The organism is Ideonella alba (genome assembly GCF_018069875.1).
GTDB classification, from domain to species: domain Bacteria; phylum Pseudomonadota; class Gammaproteobacteria; order Burkholderiales; family Burkholderiaceae_C; genus Ideonella; species Ideonella alba.
This window is the reverse complement of the sequence record NZ_JAGQDF010000006.1, coordinates 56,009-75,691: the sequence shown is the minus strand read 5'-3', so window position 1 is coordinate 75,691 and position 19,683 is coordinate 56,009. Positions and strand designations below refer to the sequence as shown.

The following is a 19,683-nucleotide window of genomic DNA, read 5'->3' as shown; positions in this document are numbered from 1 at the left end:
CCAGGAGGTCCCCATGCCCCGTCCTTTCCTGCCCGCCATGATGTCCGTCGTGATGGCCGCGCTGCTCGGCCTGGCAGCGCCCGGGGCCCGGGCCGGGGAGACGATCGAGCAGGTGCTGCTGCGCTCCCAGGCCCAGCGCCTGGCCGAACGGGGCCCGGCGCTGAACCCATCCCCCGAGTCGGTGCAGAACCTGCGCACCAGTTTCGAGCGCCTGAAGGCCCTGGCGCCCCAATTGGCTGACGTGGAGCTGGTGCTGGTGGGCGGCGACCTGTACGCCGAGAGCCTGTTCGGCCGCCGTGCGGTGGCGGTCAGCCCGGCCGTGGGCGAACTGCCCGAGCGCGAGCGCCTGCTGATGCTGGCCCACGAACTGGGCCACCAGGCGCTGGGCCACTGGAACGCGCTGGCGGGCCTGTACCACCAGCACGTGCCGGCCGCGGTGCGCCGCGAACTGACCGACCCGGTGGCTGGCGTGCTGGGCCAGGAGGGCAGCGCGCTGAGCTGGCGCCACGAGTTCGAGGCCGACGCCTGGGGCTACCGCCTGGCGCGGCCGCTGGAGCTGGGAGTCGAGGATGCGGTGGGGCTGCTGCTGCGCCAGGGCCTGATGATCGACTCACCCACCCACCCCGGCACACGCCGGCGCCTGCTGCAGCTGCGCATGCTCGAGAACGAGCTGACCGGTCAGCCGGTGCCCGAGCAGTTCCGCCTGATGCAGGTCAGCTGGCGCGGGGACGGCGCCGGCTCGGGGCGCTGAGCGCGGCTCAGCCCACGTTGAAGAACTGCACCGCCGACGCCAGTCGGCCCGACTGTGCCTTCAGGCTCTCGGCGGCGGCTGCCGACTCCTCGGCCAGCGCGGCGTTCTGCTGGGTGGTCTGATCCAGCGAGGTGACCGAGGCCGAGACCTGGGCAATGCCGCTGGACTGTTCCTGGGCCGAATGGCCCATCTCCTGGATCAGGTCGGCCACGCGGCGCACCTCGGCGACGATGTTGCCCACTCGCTGACCGGCTTCGGTCACCAGCTCGGCGCCGGCGTCGACCCGCTCGGTGCTGGCCGAGATCAGTGCCTTGATCTCCTTGGCCGCGTCGGCCGAGCGCTGCGCCAGTGAGCGCACTTCGGCGGCCACCACCGCGAAGCCGCGGCCCTGCTCGCCGGCGCGCGCGGCTTCCACCGCCGCGTTCAGTGCCAGGATGTTGGTCTGGAAGGCAATGCCGTCGATCACGCCGATGATCTCGCCGATCTTGGCCGAGCTGCGCGAGATCTCGGACATGGTCTCGATGACCCGGCCCATCACCTCGCTGCCGCTGCTGGCCGCATCGCTGACCGAACCAGCCAGGCCGGTGGCGGTGTGGGCCGCTTCGGCGTTCTGCTGTACCGCGCGGGTCATCTGCTCCATCGCCGAGGCCGTCTGCTGCAGGTTCGAGGCCTGCTGCTCGGTGCGGCGCGACAGGTCGGCGTTGCCGCTGGCGATCTCGGTGGAGCCGGTGGCGATGGAATCGCTGGCCACGCGCACCTCGCGCACCACCTGGCCCATCTGCTGCTGCATGCGGGCCATCGCGGCCAGCACGCTGTGCTCGGCGTGGGCGCCGCGGTCGTGGGCCGTGGACAGGTCGCCGCCGGCCATCCGGGTCAGGCACTCGCGCAGTTCCTCGGGTTCGGCGCCCAGCGTGCGGCGCACGTTCTGGCGCAGCAAGTAGCCCATCAGCGCGGCCAGGGCGGCGGCTCCCAGGGCCAGGGCCAGCATGATCACACGCTCGACCTCGGTGGTCTGCTCGGTGTCTGCCACGAAGCTGCGGGTGCGGGTGGCGGTCAGGGTCATGTAGTCGTGGATCGCGCCGCCCAGCTGGGTCAGCGTGGGGGTGCAGACCGCATCGATGCGGGCGATCGCGGCGTCGCGCTGGCCGTCCTGCAGCATCTTGACGATCTCGGCGGCCACCGGCGCGTAGCGCGCCTCGACGCTGGCGATCGCGGCGACCTTCTCGCGCGCCTCGGGCGACACGCCCGGCAACTGGATGGCCCGTTGCAGCTCGGCCAGCGCGTCGGTCGTGTCCTTCTGCCGGCGCTGGAACTCGTCGACCTGCTGCTGTCGCTGGCTGGCGTCGGACAGCAGGGCCAGGTTGCGCACGGCAATCGCCCGCGCCAGTGCCGACTCCTGCAGCCGGTTGGCCACCTCCAGGCGGTGGTAGATGCCCTGGGTGAACTGCTCCAGCCGGCCGCCCAGGTCACCCAGGAAGAAGAAGGCGCAGGCGCCCAGCAGGATCACGCAGGCGTTGACAACCAGCAGATTGGCCAGCAAGCGGGAGCGAAAGGTCGAGAAACGCATGGTGGGCCTCGGGCAGGCATGGGGGTGGGTGTATCGCCCGATCTTCCTGCCATCGCGGCCGTGGCCATGGTCGGAGATGGTGGGGAATGGCTGCCTTGTTAAGGCGCCAGCCCGGGCCCCGCCACGGCGCACAGACGCCCAGCCCCTCGCCGGCGTTACCGGGAATGCCCCGGAAATGCCACTCTTTTCCCCCGTCACTTGATCGACAGACAGGGCCGCAAGCCCGGGAAGATGCGACCCGAACCTTCCCTAGAGTCGAACCACCTACCCACCCACCCACCGGGCGTCGGCCTGTCGGCCGCCCGCCTTCACCCGTCCGCCCCATGAACCCGTCAGCATCTTCCGACGCGCGCATCGCCGACTTCTTCAAATACCACGGTGTCTGGGCACCCGGGGTACGCCTGTTTCGGCGCCTTGGCTTCCGCGCCAAGGCCCTGGTGATCTCCAGCGCGTTCATCGTGCCGATCGTCGTGCTGGCCTTCAACTACTTCGGCGACAAGGCGCAGAGCATTGCGTTCTCGGCGAAGGAGCAGGTCGGTCTGGACTACGCCCGCAGCGCCCTGGCGCTGATCGACGCGCTGCAGCAGCGGCAGACTGGCGCGGGCGAGGCCTCTGGCGACATCGACCGCACGTTCTCGGCGCTGGAGGTGCAGCAGCGGACCCACGCGGCGTCGCTGGGCACCCAGGCCGCGTTCGACAGCCTGGCTGGCGCGGTACGCCAGGCGCCGGCCGGCGATCCAGCCGCCACCGAAGCGGCGGTGTCGGCCGCGGTGGCGTTGATCGGCCAGGCCGCCGACGGCTCGAACCTGACGCTGGACCCGGACATCGACACCTACTACCTGATGAACGTGTCGATGTTCCGCGCCGCGCCGATGAGCGACAGCATCGTCCAGCTGATGGCGGTGCTGGCCCAGCCGATGCCGCCCGACGGGCGCAGTGCGGCCGAGCAGCGCCTGCTGATTGAGCGCCTGGCGGAACTGCGCAGCCAGGCGGTGGGCGTGCGGGCCGACCTGGCCAAGGCCCGGGCCTACAACAGCCAACTGAGCCTGGGCGACGACGGTGCCGGGCTGCTGGCCAGCGTCGAGCAGATCGCCCGCATTGTCGATGGCCAGATCGGGCCGCAGGCGTCGGCCTCTGGCACCGGTGACTTCCGGGTCGCTGCGGGGTCCGCCTTGCGCGCCAGCCGCGAACTGCGCCAGCATGCGATGGACGAACTCGGCCGCCTGCTGGAGGTGCGGGTGCTCGCCAGCGAGCGGGCCCGCAACGCCACCGCGGCGCTGATGGGCGTGTCGCTGCTGATGGTGGTGTATCTGTTCACCGCTTTTCGCAAGGTGCTCGACGGCGGCCTGCGCGAGGTGGCCTTCCACATCAACGCGATGCGTGACGGCGACCTGACCACCCAGCCCAACCCCTGGGGCGCCGACGAGGCCGCGCAGCTGATGAAAACGCTGCTGCAGATGCAGTCCAGCCTGCGCGAGATCGTTTCGCAGGTGCGCTCGGCCACCGACAGCATCGTCGAGGCCAGTGCCGAGATTTCCTCCGGCTCCCAGGACCTGTCGGCACGCACCGAACGCTCGGCGGCCAGCCTGCAGGAATCGGCATCGGCGATGGAGCAGATCGCCGCCACCGTGCAGCACACCGCGCTGACCGCCCGCGAGGCCTCGGCCCTGGCCGAGCGCAACGCGCAGTCGGCCCAGCAGGGCTACCAGGTGGTGGGCTCGATGATCGACACCATGGACCAGATCCAGCAGTCCTCGGCCCGCATCAGCGACATCATCGGCTCGATCGACGGCATCGCCTTCCAGACCAGCATCCTGGCGCTCAATGCCGCTGTCGAGGCCAACCGCGCCGGCGAGGCCGGACGCGGCTTCGCGGTGGTGGCCGCCGAGGTGCGCCGGCTGGCTCAGCGCTCGGCCGAGGCGGCGCGCGAGGTCAAGCTGCTCGTCATCGACAGCACGGAACAGGTCAGCAAGGGCTCGGAGAAGGTCACGCAGTCCGGCCGGGCGATCGAGCAGATCATGCAGGAGTCGCGCCGCATCAACGAACTGCTTGGCCAGATCGCGCGCGGCGCCAGTGAGCAGGCGGGCGGCGTGCGGCAAAGCACCACGGCGGTCCAGGAGATGGACTCGGCCACGCAGCAGAACGCCGCATTGGTGGAACAGACCGCGGCCGCGGCGGCCTCTCTGGCCGACCAGGCGCGCCGCATGGCGCAGCGCGTGCAGCAGTTCAAGCTGGCCTGATCCGCAGCCCCTTCGTCGGTGGCGTCGGGCGTGCCGCAGGCTTGAAGCTGTCGGCGGACGGGCCGTGCCGGGCATGCGCTATGGAAGGCGTGGGATTCGAACCCACGGAGGGCTTGCGCCCTCGCCAGTTTTCAAGTTCTCAGTAGAAATCAACTAGATCAATAGGTTAGGGCACTTTCGTCTCCGCAACATGCTGGAGACAGTTGTTTGAGAACGCCCGGTGAATCGCCGTTTCGGCTTGCAGTTGCGGAGATCCTTTCGAAGGGTGCTTAACTCGCTGCAGTCGCGCGGCGGCGCCCGATGCCCGGTCGGCTGCGACAAACTTCGTGGCGTTGCTGGACTGCTTCGTCCCGCGCTCTACATTGGCCGGCAGACTCGGCAGCAGTCTGCATGTCCTTCGTCGCCTAGACACTGGTTCAGCCGAACCTCTGAAGCACGGGAAGCTGGCATCAGCGAAGCCAAGCTGTTCCATAGGTGCGGGTAACTGGTCACCGCGACAGCGCCAGTCCTCCCCTGGCGCGTACGGTCGCGACTGCCGAGAAATGTCCGACTCGAGCGGACCGGTCTTCGTGAAATCTGCCCATGGCGCCCGGGTGCGGCGGCTGCCAGTCGGCAGCGGCACACCGGGCGTCCGGAGGACCGGACCGTGGCAGATCCTGACCGTGATCCCGACGACCACCGCCGGCCGCGTCAGCCCTCGCCAGAGCGCCTGAAGTTCGAGCGCCGCCTGGAAAACTGCCGGGGCCAGGGCTTCCGGCACGGCCGCTGGCAAACGTGGCGCGATGCGAGCCTGTGGAAAGTTGGCACGCCGGCGAAGCAGGCATTTGGCGGCGCGGCCGCGTGCGCCAGCCGAGTTCAAGGCGATGCGTCGCTGCTGAGGGCGCGGGTTACGGCGCTTGCCCATGCGCTGCTGGCCTTCTGGGTGTTGACCGCCTCGCTGCTCGCAGGGTGGCTGGCGTCTGCCCGCCAGGCGGCCCGCACTGTCGTCGGCGGCGCGCTCGGCGCCCTGCGTCGTGCCCCGTGGCGGCGCGGTTGGCAGTTGGGCGCACTGGCCACCGCCAGCGGCCTGGCGATGGCGTCGGTGCTTGCCAGTTCCGGCTATGCGGAGCATCCCCCAGTCTGGGTGCTGCAGCGGCTGGCCGAGCGCGCAGGCCATGGCGTCTTCGACGCCGAAGGTCGCCTGCTGGGCGCCACGTTCGACAGCGTGGCGCTGCCCGGTGGCGGCGAGGTGGACCACTCCAGCTATGGCCATGTACCGGCGCACGCCCCGCTGCCTGCGTTGTACGTCCGCCTGCTTCTGGAACTGGAGCACAAGAGCCACTTCGAGGCGTGGCGCAACTGGTGCGGCACGGACTTGTTGTCCCTGGGCCAGCGCATGCTCACTGGCACCGGCGGCGGCAGCACCTTCGCCCACCAGTTGGCTAAGCAGTTGCTGGAGCCTGACGTGCGCCGCAGCGACTTCGGTCCCGAGGCCTTGGTGCAAAAGGCGCGCGAATGGGGCACGGGCTGTGCCCTGCACCGCGCGCTCGGCGGACCGAAGGGCGTGCTGCGGGCCTTTGTTGACACCGCGCCGGTCGCCCAGGTGCGCGGCACCACCCGCGGCCCGGTCAGCGGCGCGCAGGTACTGTTCGGCGTGCCGCTGCAGCAGGCTACGCCTGCGATGCTGGCGGTGCTGGCTTCACTCGTGCAGAGGCCTCTATCGGTAGTGCCTGAGGTTGCCTTCAGCCGTGGCTGCGAGGCGCTGCGCGCCACAAAAGGCGCCGACGCCCAGGCGCTGCCGCCCACCGAGAAACTGGCCAAGACCCAGTGTCACACGCTGGCACGCGCCCGTGTGGCGCTTCGTGCCCAATTGCCGGCCGGGGCGGAGCTGGATGCGGCGCTGGACCAGATCGCCAGCTGGTAGCGCACCGGCCTGCGGCCCCAGGACAGCTTCGATCCGGTGCCAGCACGTCGCCTGGTCAATGTGTCGGAGCGCGGTCGCGAGTTGCTCGGTGGTCCGTTGCTGCAGCATGTCGCCGCTCTGGCCGATGACGCCAACTTGGCCGGCGGAAGCCCTCTGATGCTGAGCTTGGTCGCGTCGGACCAACTGGACTTTCGCACCCGGCTGCGGGCCGTGCTGGGCCGGCTCGACGCCGACCCTCGCCTGGGCGAGCTGCTGTGCGTGACCCTGCTGCCAGGCGCCGCACCGCGCCACTGCATGGGCTTGCCGGACGGCAGCGCCCAGGCCGAACTGGTGCTGGTGCGTACCCGGGTGGACGACGGCGGTGTCGTGCAGCTGCATCAGAGCACGCTGCAGGCCTACCGCCAGCCGCGCCAGATCGGCAGCCTGGCCAAGATGGTGGTGCTACTGGCCGCGGCGCGCCGAAGCCTGGGTCCTGACACCCTGGTCTGCCCGCGTGCCGCCCAGGCCGACGGCCGCAAGCTGCGCCGCGAAACCCGACCGCACCTGGGCTTCAGGGCCTGCACGCCGGCCCAGCACATCACCCTGGCCGAAGCCACGGCGACCAGTGACAACCTCGCGTTCTTCGACCTGGCGAGGCGCCTGGGCGAACCCGCCCTGGCGCAGGCGGCGCAAGCCCTGGAACTGCCGCTGGACCTGCAGACCGACGGCGGCAGCCTGGCCTTCCGCTTGTCGTTCGGCACGGCGGTGGCCACGCCGGCCGACCTATTGCGCATGGGACAGGCGCTGTTTGCCGTGGCCTATGGCGTGCGGGCCAGCGCTGCGGCGCCGCAGTTACTGCAGGTGCAGCCTCCGCAGCCCGCCGGCGCCTGGCAGGCCGTGGCGGCGATGCTGCCGCAGCCTGGGCAACAACGGATGCTGCGCGAACTACTGGAGGCCCCGGTGGCCCACCCGAGCGGCACCCTCGCGGCGCTGTCGGGCACGGGCGTGGCAGCAGGCAAGACCGGTACGGTCAGCAGCCCGGTCACTGGCCCCGGCCAGACGCGGCCCTACCAGCAGGCCCGCCTGAGCCTGACCTACCAACCGGCTGATCGCAGTGTGGCCCTGGTCGTCGTGGCCGGCAGCGAGCCTCAGCCCCTGGGCCAACCCGGGCTGCCTGCCCAGCTGATCCAGCCGATCCGCGAGACCGTGCTCGCTGGTCTCCCGCCTCGCGGCCACCTGCCACCTTCCGGCTCCTCTCCCAACCCCTGAAAGGACGTTTGCCATGTCGACGCAAGAACCCGATCGCCAAGCCAGTCAGTCTGCTGGCCACACCGCCAACGGCGCGCAGTCGCCTGCCGGACCGTTGGACCCGCAAGCACAGTCTGCGCAGGCCGGGCAGGCCACCCCGTCCGGGCAGCTCGGTCAGTGCTCGGTGCCGCACGACGCTACGGCTGCCACCGCCGCCCCGAGTGGTGAGCCGGCGCCGGCCAGTTTCACGCTTGCGCGTGTTGTCGAGGGCGTTGCGTTGGCGGTGCTGCTGGGTGCCATCGCCCGTGCACTGGAGCCCTTCTTCGGCTGGTGGGTGGCGGTGCCCCTGGGTGTGGTACTGACCTTCAGCTTTAGCCAGTTGGTGCACATCGCGCTGCGCCCGGGCAAGTGGCACGCACGCTTGCTGGCCGGCGCTTCGGCCGTTGCGCTGGCCTGCATCACCAGCAGCCTCACCTATTCGACGATCTACGCCACCACCGCTGCGACCGAATCGGCCCGGCGCGACTTCGCGGCCAAGCGTGAGCGCACACAGGCCGAACTGCAGCGCGTGGTGACCACAGGCGAGTCGGCACAGAAGGCGATGGTGGACTGGGCCCAGAACGCCCAGGCCAAGAGCGAGGCCGAGGCGTCCGGCGGCAACACTTGCCCTGGACGTGAGTCGAATGCAAAGCCCGGGCCGATCAGCACCTGGCGCGCCGACGACGCACAGGTGGCGCGCACCCTAGCCGGTCAGCTGCAGCAGCACACGCAGGCAGCCCGCGAAGCCACCAACGCGGTGCTGTCGATGCCCGAGGCCGACGACTTCGCCCAGGTCAAGCTGGCCTATGCAGTGCTCAACCGTGCGATCGAGGCCACGGTGCCACTCACCAGAGGTGGTTGGGCTGGGCCGGCGGTCACCTCGTTAGGCGACCGCAAGAGCAGTCAGATACTCTACCCGGGCGGCGCGGCGATCAGTTGCGGGGACAGAGCGCGCCTGGACCTGATCGATGTCGCCAGCCGGCAGCTGGCGCAGCTCGACCAGACCGCGCCGCTGCCTCGCCTGGCCCCTGTGATCGACTTGAGTCAGCCCAAGGAAGTCACCACCCGTGGAATCGTCCGCGGGCTGAACCTGATGGCCTCGATGATGACCGGTGGCTGGAAGGGCCAGTTCAAGGATGACCCGTTGATGGCGGAGGCCCTGAAGCAGGGCGCGTTCACGCGCGAGACTTCGGGCTTCTTCCTGGCCCTGCTGGCCGAGTTCAGCGTGCTCTTTACCGCCATGCTACGGCGCGACGCAGGCAAGGCGCCGTTCACGCTCAGCCTGCCTGCCTGGCTGCAGGCCCAGCGCCAGCGGCAGCCGCAGCCCAACCGGCTGTAGCGGTTGGTGCGCGCCGGCGCGGCGATTCTGAGCAACCTGTTCTATGCCCAGCCGATGGCAATGGGCGTGGCGGCCAAGCCGGCCGGCGCGGCTGTGGCCGCCGGCGCCATGGTGTTCGACGCGCCGGAAAGCAGCCAGTTCGGTGCAGTGACCTTGGCCCCGGATCCAAGCTTTCGCGCACGAGAGACGGAGTGGGCGGAGGCGCTGCTGCCGTACCACCACAGCTGGGGCGACGAGATGGACTACCTGCTTCTTCCGCGCTTGCCTGAGACACGTGGCGCACGCAAGATCGCCCGGTCGCTGGCGACGCACAACCTGCTGCGTTGCAAGACGCCCAGCGCAAACTGGCGAGACGTGGATCGGACGCCGTTCGCGATGGATGTGCGCGACCAACTGGGCGACCGCTGTGAGCAGCTGGTCTACGAGGTCTACACCGTGCGTGCCGACTACGCGCAGACGTTGCGCCTGGCCCTAATTGAAGGCGACCGCGAAGGCGGGCCGGTACCGCAGCATGCGAGTGTTGCCATCTAGCACCCGCTGGCGCCAAGGCAAGGTGCACGTCCCGGGAGCGCAGCCGTGCAGCGGCGGTACCTCTGCCTTCCAGCCGCGGCAGCTGAAGCCGCCTGCGCGGCAGCGGAGGTCGGTTACTGGGCTGTGTCGCTTTCGCGCGAGGTAGCAGGTGCTCGGGCCAGGCCTGGCACGGCGACCACGCCGTGCGGCCTACCGCGCGTGCTCTCGCCGGCTTGCTGGGTCAGGTCGCGGTCGATGGCACGCTGTTCGACAGCCAGCAACGCGGCCAGGCTGCGTTCGCCGACATCTTGCTCACGCGCTGTCCGCGTTGCCGCCAGGGCCAGCTGGCGTGAGCGCTCGTCGGCTCAGGCATGAAACTGGTCGTGGAGCAGGATGCCTTGATGATCAGCCCGCGGGCGCTGGGCGGCGACCCGGCGATCAGCAACCGCCATGCCGTTCTGTAGCGGATGGTCCCGAGGCTACGTTTCACGGACCGTTCCAGCTTCAGCGCCAGCCATCGCTATAAGGGTCAGTGCTGGGAGCTGGTAGCCGCCGCTGGCGTGGTGGTGCTGTAACCCAGCGGGCGCCAGCGCCTGGGCAACACAGAGTTCGTGCTGACCAGCGCACGAGTCGCGCATTCGCCTGGCCCGCCTGGCCGCTTGGCGCCCAACTGGAAAGGTGGTGCGACGGATGCGCATCGAAGCTGGTGTGCAGCAACCCGTTGTGCTGCGGCTGCACGGCTGCGTGCAGGCGTTCGTGAAGCGGTACCTGGGCGTCGCGCCGGACCCCCCTGGTTACATCCCAAGTCAGCCTGGTACCCGATAGCCACTGGAGCGACCGATCTAGCAGTCGCCAACTCGATGAGGCGCGCAACCACGTGCGGGTGTGCCCCGGCCTGGCTGGCATGCTGCGCGAGCTGGTGCGGGCCGAGGCACGGTTTGCTGAAGAGTCTCGACTCCCTGGATGCGGCCGTGGTGCTGACGCACGGAGCCTTCCACGCCCACAGCGCCTGCCCGGGGGCTTGAGGTGGATGCGCAGGTTGAAGGGGGCGTGGCCAACCTCTGGGTCCACCGGCTATTGATGGTGCAGCCGGGCAGCGGCCTGGTCGGGGCGACACTGCTCGACATGCTGAGCGATCCCGACGACGATCACGCCAAAGGCTTCCGCCGTGCGCGCGATGGCAATGAGCAATCCAAGGGCTTCGGAGTCTTCCTGGAGCGGCTGCTGGATTCAAAGAGCTTACGGCGGCATGTAAGGCAGGCGGCCCCGCTGTCGGGTATCGGCGCGAGCTTCTCTAACGGCTACTCGTCGTTCCTTCCACTGGCATTGCCGCGTGCGGCTGGCCTGCCACCCACCAGCCTGTCGCCTGCAGCGCCAGCAAGGCCACCGCCGAATCTTGCGGAGCTAGGGCGCGGGCATCGCGCATTGCGCGGTCCATGCAGACTGCGTCGCGCGCCCGCACACAATCCCGGACCGCGTCGCGCGCCTGCCAAAGGCGGCTGCGAGCGGCCAGCAGCACGGCGGCCCCAGGATGTTGGGCCAGGCCGCTGTCCAGCGTCAGTGCTGCCTCAGTGCGTTCCACCGCGGCAGGTAGCCGGCGATGCCGGAGGTCGACTGCCGCCCGGTCCAGCAACATTGCAGCGCGCTGGCGTTGCTGCTGCACCAGGCCCTGCAGGCGCTGGCGACGCTCCGCATCGGCGGGGGTGGCGATAGCCCAGCCTCGCAGCGCAATCTCTGCTGCCTGCAGCCGGCCGGCGTGCAGATCGGCCAGTATGGCGGCGGCGCCGGCGGCCAGAGTTGGCGTCTGCCCGGTTGGCGCGTCTGCGGCGGTGGACAGCGTTGCAGAGGAAATCAGCAACGCAGCCAGGGCAGCGGCCAGTACGGTTGGCCGGGTGGGGAAGGTAAGGGCGAGCTGCATGACATCAGTCCTGTTGGCGGGTAACGGCGTTCGGCCGGGATTGAGTGGCCGCATGAACCATTGGCCGCAGCGGCGACTTGTCGTGCATATGGCGGAAGTAGGCGCCGAGGGCGTCCAGCATCTTCATGCCGCGGGGGTTGCGGCAGCTTTGCACCGTATTGAAGAGCTGCTGGCCGGCGTGGCGGCCGTCGCTGGAGCCGATGGCCACCGCATTGCGCACCTCGCGCTTGGTGGCCTGGAAGGCGCGCAACCCCTGCTCGATCCAGCCCGACAGATTGCGCTCGGCCGCGCCGTCGCGTGCCTGTCCGGCAGATTCAGCCAGCGTGCGGCCTACCTTGGGCACCGCCTGCAGCGACCTTTCCAGCACCTGACTGCGCACCGGCGCGAGGTAGGTTTCCAACGCCGCGTCGAAGCTGACGGTCCGAACGCCCACCTCCCAGCGTGAACAGATGTCGATCACGCCCAGCGTGAAGCCGGCCACGTGGCGCCGGTTGTCGATTGTGTCAGGGATGCGGTCGAAGTCGCCGAAGTAGATGGCCCGCCACAGCGGCTCCAGCCGGGCGCCGGCCAGCGGAAACTCGCGGTCCTGCAGCCGGGCCAGCAACGCAGGCGCGTCGGGAACGCCCAGGTCCACCGCCCGCTGCGCCGCAGCCTGGGCGCTCGCCAAGATGTCCAGGTCCAGCGTCGTAGTGTCGGCATCGGGTGCGCCGGCATCGGCATCAAGCTGGCGGGCCAGGCCCAGCCAGGCACTGGCGTCGCCGGCCAGGGCCGCGGCCGCCCACAGTTCAGACGCCAGTTCGCTGCGCACCTGGCTGCGGTAGCGCGCAGCCAGCGCGGCCGCATCCGGGTCGGTGGCTTCGGCCAGCGCGCTGCGGCATAGGTCTTCCAGCGCCGCGTCCGGGTCGGCTTGGCCGCGCTCCAGCGCATCCAAGGCCTTGTGACAGGCGGCGGCTGGGTGGATCTGCTGTTCCAGGCGCTGCACCGCCGCCTCGATCTCCGGCGCCTCGAATCGCCCATCCGGCGCTGCCGGCGCTGCTGTGACTGCCGTCGGCTGGATACCCGCTGCGGCTGCGTCCGTAACGGGCGGGGTGGCTGCATCGGTAGTGCCCGGCCCGACCGGGCTGCAGGCGGCCAGCAGCAGCACGGCCCCGGCGCAAGCCCGCGCCGAGGTCCAGGCCACGGCACGGGCCACGGAGCGCGCCAGGCTGTGGGCATCGCGCCCTGTGAGAAGGGTCGCGTTCATGCACCACCCCGCTGGCCGGACACGCCTGGCAGCGGTGTCACCGGCACGTCGTCGGAGAACACCTGGGTGTTGCCGCAGCTCTGCGCCATCACCACGGTGGCCCAGACCACCAGGCCCCGGAAGACCCACTTGAAGAGGAAGCCCATCGCACGCTCCTTGTTGAAGAAAGATGGAAGCGATTGAAGCCCGGGTGCGCGTCACGGGGCCGACAAAAGCCGGCAACAGCACCGAGCGGGTGCTGCCGGGTTTTGTCGGCGGTACCGGCACCAGGACCGTCAGCATCCGCAGCACCTCCCTCCACCTCACCCCAGGAGCTGCCGATGACCTATCCATCCAACGGGCCTGCGCGCCACCGTGCCCGACCGATCCTGGCCGGCTGGCTGGCTGCGCTACTGCTGGCCAGCAACGTGCCTACGGCGGCGCTGGCGGCACGCGGGCCATTGGCCAGGCCGCCTGCCACGCAACCGGCCAAGCCGGCGCCGCGCCCGGCCACGCCACCGCCGCGGGCCCCTCAGCCTGCCCAGCAGGCCAAGGCCCGTGCGCCGGTCATCAACCAGGTGGACACCTCGCGCCATGCCCGCCGCGAAGCCATGCGCCAGGCAGGCATTCCCACCAGCCAGCAGCCGGTCAAGCAGCTCCACACGCCCGCCGGCCGCCAGTTGCACTACGAGCTGCCTAAGCCTGGCGGTGCCAAGAAGCCGATGGTGGTGACCCACCAGACCACCGACCGCGTGCCCGGCCATGGCCCACACTGGGAGGCCGGCCGTGCCAAGCAGCTCCAGCGCACCGACCCGCTGGGCCGCACGCCTGTGACCAACGACAAGGCCAAGGTGAACCATGCCCGCTGACAACCTTCCCACCTCGGCCGCACCGTCGGCCGGTGCCCGCATCGCCTGGGCCACCCAGTCGCGACGCGCCCATGGCCAGCTGTCGCGCCTGCTGGCGCCGCACCCACTGCGCCTGCTCGGCCTGGCCGAAGGCCTGTTCATTCGTCAGCAGGTGCTGGAACACTACCGCGTGGCGACCCATGCCGGCCACATGCTGACGCAGGATCTGCCGCACTGGGATGCCCTCGCACCTGCGCTGCATCAAGCCCTGCAGGCCGTGCCGGGCTTGCAGGCGCCGACCGCGGCCGCCGATGCGGACTGGACCCTGCTGGTGCAGGACGCCGACACGCGCGGCGTCTACACCCTGTCGGCCAACGGCTTCGCCGACCGCGCCGCGGCCCTGCTGCGCTGGGACGGCAACAGCCTGCTGCTGGCGGCACCTGGCCTCCGCAGTGGCGTGCTGCTGGACTGCGAGGTAAGCGATCAGGGCAGTGTCACGCTCCAGCTCGAACGCTGGTCGGCCGACGGCTGGCCAGGCTGACGCCACCGTTCCCTACCTTGGCGCCAGGGCCGGCAAGCCCATGGTGCCCGGGCGCCGGAAAGTGTCGGCGCCACACCGCCTGACCGCGCTGCAATGCATCGCATCGGCCAGCCCACCCGGCAACGGGCAAGGCCGGCTGATGCCCCGCCTGACTGCTGTCTGGCGCCTTGCTCGGTCCCATCACCAAGGAGTTCACCATGCCGCGTTCCACCCTGTTCCCACGTCCGGCCTTGTTCTTGATGCCCGCGGTCCTGGGCGGTGCCACTGGCCTGGCCATGGCGGCCGGCCAGCCGACGGCCGCCCCGACAGCGCCGTCCCCAGGTATGTCGGCCCCTGTGCCGCCGGCCGCTCGTATAGCCGCCGTGGTGCCGCCTGCGTCGGCCCCGTCGGCCCAGCGTTGGGTGGCGCTGGATGTCGGCCATGTGCCTGGCGGCGGCAGCCGCTCGGCCAGCGGCGCGCCCGAGCACAACTTCAACCTGCGTTTCGCGTCCGCGCTGGAAGGGCGGCTGCGCGAGCAAGGCATCGCGGTGCGCCGGCTGCCCACTAGCTTGTCTCTGGCCGACCGCGCTCAACGCGCCCGCGGCGCCGTGCTGGTGGTGTCGGTGCACCATGATGCGGCTCGCTCGGCAGCGGCACCGCCTGCAGCTGGCGCAGGGGCGCGCAGGGCGCCTACGGTGTCCACTGGCAGCGGCTACAAGCTGCGCGTCGGCAGGGCCGAGCCCATGGCCTGCGCCCGTACGGTGGCCACGCAGTTGCAGACCGCCGGCCGGCACTTCAGCACTTCGGGTGCGGGCGCCTGGGCCGACAAGGCCTTCGGCGTGCACGCGGGTCGCGAAGACGCGCTGCTGCAGCAAGCTATCGTGCCAGTGCTGCAACTCAGCCTGGCCGACATCGCCAACCCGGCCGAAGAGCGCCTGGCTGCGAACGACGGCTGGGTCGCGCAGCAGGCCAGCGCAGTGGCCAAGGGCCTGGCAGGCTGCCTGCTACGCCCGGCCAGCCCGCCGGCGCCGGCCAAGCGGGTCGATCCGACTGCTGCCCGTGCGCCGGCCACCTTGCCGGTGGTTGCACCGGCTGCCGGTGCGTCAGCGCCGCGTCGTAGCTGATGCAGGAATGCCGAACCTGTGCCTGGCTGGTCCGGGCACGGGGTTGGCCATTGCAAGCGCCGCCGGGCGCGCAGTGCCTTCGCCCTCGCGTCGATCGTCACGTTAAGCGCCATCGCCATGTCCGCTCCCACCCTCACCAGCGCGCTCACCCGGGTGGCCGTGTGTTTCCTGTTGCTGCTGGCTGCGGCCTTGGGGCTGGCCTGGCTGGGCACCTGACGCCTGATCCCGCACCCGATCACTTGGGCGTTATGCTCAGCCAACAGCTAGAAAGGCTAGCTAGTCCGGACAAAGCTCGGGAGTTGGTGTGTTTCACTTAGGTCTGCTCCCGGATCCCATGGATGGCCTTGCCGATGACCTTACCCGCGGTGGACCTGCTGCCGCGAACGCCCGCAACCGCGGTTAGGACCCAGGGCCAGTGAGGCCTGACGCGCAACGTGGGCCGCGCCGGCAAGCTGGCGGTCACCCACCACGACATGCCTCAGGCGGTGGTGCGGTCGGTCGAGGAATACGTCTCAGTCGCCACCGCGCTGCGGCAGGCGGCCGAATGTGGCGACTCGCTGCCGGACACGCTACGCCGCCATTTCGACGACCGCCTGGCGGCCTTGCAGGCAACCGACGTGCAGCAGCCACTTTGTTCTGATTTGGTTCTGCGGCCTGTCGTCGCCCGAGCAGCACTTGGCATGCTTGCGCCTGCAGGTGGCCTGTGACGGCCATGCAGTGCCTGATGACGCAGTGCGTTCCCGTTGGCACAGCGCCCGCACCAACCTTGTGGCCCTGCTGTCCGACTTGGCGCATGCCGTGGTGAATGACGACAGCCGCGACGCCGCGCCCAGCACGCCGGCGCCCGATCAGGTGCCGCTGGCGGAGTGGATGACGGACCCGCATGTCGTCCGACTGCTGTATCCACACCCGGTGCGCGACTGCGACGAGCTACACATCACGCCGGACTGGGGCAAGCATGTGCGGGAGGTGCTGTTGCAGTTGGATTCGGCAGCGCCTGCCTGATCGCGCCCGGGGTCCCTTTCGTGGTGATGCCATCGATGGAGGCGCCGACCGTCCGGCGGACTCCGCCGTCGGTTAGGCGCCTGGCGCCCACCACAGTTCGGCCACTACGCCGGCGGCCGGATGCTGGCGCAGGCGTGCCGCATCGGCCTGCGACAAGCGACGGTTCAACCTGATCGTCCAACTGCCGGTCGAGGGCCGCGTGCCGCCCGCCTGGCCACGCAGGCGCAGGCCCAAGCCGTCGGCGCCGCGCACCGCCAGCACCAAGGGCTGGCCCGGCTCGGGCGGGCGGCGCAGGCCAGCCAGTTGCAAGGTCACGTCTGCCTGCAGGGTGTCGTCATCGCCGAGCGTCAGCAGGTAGCCACCCAATTCGGTGGTTTGCCCACTGTGCGCCGGGCCGGAAAACTGGCCAATCGCCTGCCATCCTTCAGCCGTTGGGGCTGCCGCTGCCGCCGCGAGGGCCTGTATCGCTTGTTCCGACCGCAGGGCGGGCCGCAGCACTGTCCAGCCGTCGTCGGACGGGCGTGGCCGAAAGTGCTGCAGCAGCGGATCCGGCTGCGATGCATGCGGCTCGTCGACGTCTGCGCTGTCGGCTGGATCGGCGCCTCCAAACGTGGCGGCCAGTTCGCCCGGCGCAAACGCGGCGCTGAACCAGTCGGACCACACAGCCAGGGCATGGCTGGCGGCAGCCACGCGTGGCTGCGTGGCCGGTGGCAGCATGGCCGCGGTGCCGTCCACCTCTGCATCGACATCTATCTCTGCACGATTGTCGGCGCTGGCGGCCAGCCCCTCCCAGACCTCGGCCGTTGTGAGCGGCAGGTCGGCATCGGCTTGGTCGCGTTCAGCCGCCCAGCGCAGCCAGGCGTCGGCGAGAGACGGCTCGGGTTGCTGCAGCCGAGGCAGCAATGCACTGAAAGGGGGCGTCTGCTCGCTGGCACGCAGCGCATTGGCGGGCGGCGGTTCTAGCAGGTTGGGCAGTGCTCGCCGCAAGGCCTGGCCGGCCTCGGGCAGCAGGCCGGGTTCGCAGACTAGGGTCAGGTCGGCCGCGCCCTGGTTCAGCAGGTCGATCACCCGTTGGTCCAGCAGTTCGGCGTGCACCACCTGCACGAGTCGCTCGCTGACGCGCCATCGCATCAGCGGGCCGCGCGGCGCGGCCACGAAGGCGCGTGCCGCCTTCAGCCAGTCCGGGCTGTGGCCGGCCAGAAGCCAGACGGCACGGCGGTGCAGCAACGGATGGTCGGCGGGTTGGGGAAGTGGGTCGCATGGGGTCATGGCAATCGGTGTTGGGGGTGACGGGCTGCTCGCACCGGAGCGGCTCAGGCCTTCAGGTTGGCGGGTTCGCCGGCCAGTTTGCTGGAAGGCAGGTTGTCGGCTGCGCGGCACAGCGCGTGGCGGGCGCGCAGCAGGAAGCCGGTGTGCTGCCACAGCCGATGCAGGTACATCGGCCTGGTCAGCACCTGCAGGTACGGGTCAGTGGCATCGGGGTCCAGGCGTCTGGCCTTGCGCAGGCTTTCCTTCTGGGCGTCCAGGTGCACATGCAGGCCGTCCAGCAGTTCGCTGTCCTTGGTGTCCAGCAACTGCAACTGAGGCGCCAGCAGCCCGCAGGTGATGACATGCGCGGTATCGCGCGCCAGCCAGGCCGTGGCAGTCAGCCAGGCGTGGTGCTCGGTGCCCAGCGCGTTCTGTGCGGTCAGCAGCAGGCTGTCAGGCGACCCGAACCAGCCGGGCCGGAATGGGCGCGGCAGGCCGGCCGCCTGCGCCGCCGCACGTCGGGTCAGGCCGACGACCGGAAACCCGTCGTGGCCTGCGTCGAGTTGGCGCGACAGTTCCGACGCGATGGCTGCGGCGTTGTCGCCCAGACTGTCGTCGTCGATGTGTAGGGCCATAGCCTGCAGCAGCCGGGTGGCCGAGCGCATCAGCAGGCCCACCAGCACAGGGGTTTTGCCGGTGGTCACCGTGGCGCGCACCGCCAGGTGCACGCACAACAGGTTGGCGTAGAACACCGCGCGCAGTTGGTGCGGTACCTCGGGCGACTTCAGCGTCTCGCGCAAGTTGACGATTTCGGTGTGGCTGCTCGCCGTGTCGTCCGATTGCGCCGTATCCAGTGGCGCCCCGAAGCGGTGGTGCGCCAAGGGATTGAGCCACGCGTCGTCCTGGCCATCTGATGCGGCGAGTTCCTTGCGGGCTTCACGCGCCTTCCGGGCGTCGCGTTCCTCCTTCTTCTGCTGGGCTTCCAGCAACCTGTCCTCCATGTCCAGCAGGCTGCGCAGCAGGCTCTTCAGATTGACGTCGGGAGGCAGGCCATCTGGCTGGCGCTGCATCCACTCCGACACCGTGCGGCGGAACTCCGGCAGGATCTGCGTGCCGGGAGTGCGCGCCAGGTCCTGCAAGTGGTCCAGCAAGGCCCCATCGTCGGGCAGCGCCGGGCCGAGGCCCGGGATGCCAGTGTGCAGCGTGGGCGGCACCAGGCCACCGGCCGGCGCAGGCCGATCAGCCAGGTCCCCCAGGTCGATGACGACGCCGAGTACCGATTCCGTGACGGCAGATTTGCGCCTGCGGCCGGGCGGCGTGGCTGGCTCTGGGCGCGGGCTGAGCATTGCCATCCAGCTGTCCATGCGTCCTCCTTGGGTAGGTTGAAGTGACCTCACGGGGTCGGGCCACTGCATTCATCCGCATCTTCTCCCAGCCTCGGCGGGCGAGTCCGACTTTTTCCGGAAGGGCGCCTCGGCATGCCTGCCGGCTTTTGTCGGCATGGCGCGGCGGGCGCGGGATCGAATGGCGCCGTGTTCAACCCCTTCGCCCCTTGTGCGACCGCCACCATGACACACGCTTCCGCGACCGTTCACGCCTGCGCGCGGGCCCTCGCCGACGCGCGCCCGGCTGAGAAGCCGCTGACGCCGCTGCCGTCGACCACGCCCGGCACCACGAATGCCACGTCGTCCGTGCTGCTCAAGCTGACGCAGCGGGCCATCGAGCGCGGCCGCCCGGCGCGCCTGCGCGCTAGGGCCGAAGCGCAGGCGCTGCAGGCCCGCAACGCGCACCACAGATCAAGCTGCATGCACCACCTGCCGGAAAGAGTCGGTGCGCCGCAGGCCCGGTGCCGGATTCTTCGGCCCATGCCCAAGGAGATCGCCATGCCCGTAGCCACCGCGTTTGCCCCGAATGCCCGCCTGTCCCGCCGCCACTGGCTGCAGTGCGCCGCGTTGTCGGCCCTAGCCGTGCCCGCCTGCGAGGCGATCGCCCTCGACCTGCCCCGCCTCGACGACCTGCGCCCCAAGTGGGACGCGCTTACCGAGGGCGACAGCATCGACCAGGTGGTGCTGCGCATGGGCAACCCCAACCGCCGCAGCGAGGCTCGCATGCTGGGCGTGACGCGGACCGACCTGGCCTGGAAGGACATCCGCGGCCCGCTCTACACGGCCCGCTTCTTCGCCGGGCGGCTGTACGCCAAGGAGGTGAACGACAACCCCTGA

The 19,683-nt window shown here is 70.2% G+C and carries 18 protein-coding genes; 12 read left to right on the top strand and 6 right to left on the bottom strand.

The annotated features are described in order from the left end of the window. Positions 1-13: 13 nt before the first annotated feature. Positions 14-751, top strand: coding sequence for a M48 family metalloprotease (locus tag KAK07_RS11945; RefSeq protein WP_210860990.1), 738 nt, complete (start codon positions 14-16; stop codon positions 749-751). Positions 752-758: 7 nt separating this feature from the next. On the opposite strand, the gene KAK07_RS11940 is transcribed toward KAK07_RS11945, so the two are convergent. Then, on the bottom strand, positions 759-2,318 hold the full coding sequence (locus KAK07_RS11940; RefSeq protein WP_210860988.1) for a methyl-accepting chemotaxis protein: 1,560 nt from the start codon (positions 2,316-2,318) through the stop codon (positions 759-761). Between the two features lie 323 nt (positions 2,319-2,641). On the opposite strand from KAK07_RS11940, the gene KAK07_RS11935 reads away from it, so the two are divergent. The 5 genes from KAK07_RS11935 to KAK07_RS11915 all read left to right on the top strand — a co-directional run bounded on the left by KAK07_RS11935 (position 2,642) and on the right by KAK07_RS11915 (position 9,597). Further along, on the top strand, positions 2,642-4,558 hold the full coding sequence (locus KAK07_RS11935) for a methyl-accepting chemotaxis protein (protein ID WP_210860986.1): 1,917 nt from the start codon (positions 2,642-2,644) through the stop codon (positions 4,556-4,558). Positions 4,559-5,204: 646 nt separating this feature from the next. Then, positions 5,205-6,461, top strand: coding sequence for a transglycosylase domain-containing protein (locus KAK07_RS25775; RefSeq protein ID WP_210860984.1), 1,257 nt, complete (start codon positions 5,205-5,207; stop codon positions 6,459-6,461). A gap of 156 nt (positions 6,462-6,617) precedes the next feature. Further along, positions 6,618-7,709 (top strand): penicillin-binding transpeptidase domain-containing protein, encoded by a 1,092-nt coding sequence (locus KAK07_RS11925; protein WP_210860982.1) that lies wholly within the window; start codon positions 6,618-6,620, stop codon positions 7,707-7,709. Between the two features lie 13 nt (positions 7,710-7,722). Continuing rightward, positions 7,723-9,066, top strand: a complete 1,344-nt coding sequence (locus KAK07_RS11920; protein WP_210860980.1) for a hypothetical protein — start codon at positions 7,723-7,725, stop codon at positions 9,064-9,066. A gap of 3 nt (positions 9,067-9,069) precedes the next feature. Beyond that, positions 9,070-9,597, top strand: coding sequence for a hypothetical protein (locus KAK07_RS11915; protein ID WP_210860978.1), 528 nt, complete (start codon positions 9,070-9,072; stop codon positions 9,595-9,597). 1,273 nt (positions 9,598-10,870) lie between these two features. Here the strand turns inward: KAK07_RS11915 and KAK07_RS11910 are convergent. The 3 genes from KAK07_RS11910 to KAK07_RS11900 all read right to left on the bottom strand — a co-directional run bounded on the left by KAK07_RS11910 (position 10,871) and on the right by KAK07_RS11900 (position 12,883). Beyond that, a complete protein-coding gene (locus tag KAK07_RS11910) occupies positions 10,871-11,494 on the bottom strand; it encodes a hypothetical protein (protein ID WP_210860976.1) in 624 nt (207 codons plus the stop codon). Between the two features lie 4 nt (positions 11,495-11,498). Then, a complete protein-coding gene (locus KAK07_RS11905) occupies positions 11,499-12,638 on the bottom strand; it encodes a hypothetical protein (RefSeq protein ID WP_210860974.1) in 1,140 nt (379 codons plus the stop codon). 95 nt (positions 12,639-12,733) lie between these two features. Continuing rightward, a complete protein-coding gene (locus KAK07_RS11900) occupies positions 12,734-12,883 on the bottom strand; it encodes a hypothetical protein (protein WP_210860973.1) in 150 nt (49 codons plus the stop codon). Positions 12,884-13,057: 174 nt separating this feature from the next. On the opposite strand from KAK07_RS11900, the gene KAK07_RS11895 reads away from it, so the two are divergent. The 5 genes from KAK07_RS11895 to KAK07_RS11875 all read left to right on the top strand — a co-directional run bounded on the left by KAK07_RS11895 (position 13,058) and on the right by KAK07_RS11875 (position 16,213). After that, positions 13,058-13,585, top strand: a complete 528-nt coding sequence (locus KAK07_RS11895; protein WP_210860971.1) for a hypothetical protein — start codon at positions 13,058-13,060, stop codon at positions 13,583-13,585. After that, positions 13,575-14,105, top strand: a complete 531-nt coding sequence (locus KAK07_RS11890; RefSeq protein WP_210860969.1) for a hypothetical protein — start codon at positions 13,575-13,577, stop codon at positions 14,103-14,105. The genes KAK07_RS11895 and KAK07_RS11890 overlap by 11 nt, the downstream gene beginning before the upstream one ends. Before the next feature lie 197 nt (positions 14,106-14,302). Continuing rightward, positions 14,303-15,208: an N-acetylmuramoyl-L-alanine amidase gene (locus KAK07_RS11885; RefSeq protein ID WP_210860967.1), complete on the top strand. Its 906-nt coding sequence runs from the start codon at positions 14,303-14,305 to the stop codon at positions 15,206-15,208. A 434-nt stretch (positions 15,209-15,642) separates the two neighbouring features. After that, positions 15,643-15,915, top strand: coding sequence for a hypothetical protein (locus KAK07_RS11880; RefSeq protein WP_210860965.1), 273 nt, complete (start codon positions 15,643-15,645; stop codon positions 15,913-15,915). A 61-nt stretch (positions 15,916-15,976) separates the two neighbouring features. Next, a complete protein-coding gene (locus tag KAK07_RS11875; RefSeq protein WP_210860963.1) occupies positions 15,977-16,213 on the top strand; it encodes a hypothetical protein in 237 nt (78 codons plus the stop codon). A gap of 72 nt (positions 16,214-16,285) precedes the next feature. Here the strand turns inward: KAK07_RS11875 and KAK07_RS11870 are convergent, their stop codons facing one another. Next, the gene (locus tag KAK07_RS11870; RefSeq protein ID WP_210860961.1) at positions 16,286-17,440 is read right to left on the bottom strand and encodes a hypothetical protein; all 1,155 of its coding nucleotides are present in this window, start codon (positions 17,438-17,440) and stop codon (positions 16,286-16,288) included. An 86-nt stretch (positions 17,441-17,526) separates the two neighbouring features. Then, positions 17,527-18,825: a hypothetical protein gene (locus KAK07_RS11865; RefSeq protein ID WP_210860959.1), complete on the bottom strand. Its 1,299-nt coding sequence runs from the start codon at positions 18,823-18,825 to the stop codon at positions 17,527-17,529. Between the two features lie 168 nt (positions 18,826-18,993). On the opposite strand from KAK07_RS11865, the gene KAK07_RS11860 reads away from it, so the two are divergent. Next, complete coding sequence (locus KAK07_RS11860; RefSeq protein WP_210860957.1) at positions 18,994-19,683, top strand: hypothetical protein; 690 nt, start codon at positions 18,994-18,996, stop codon at positions 19,681-19,683.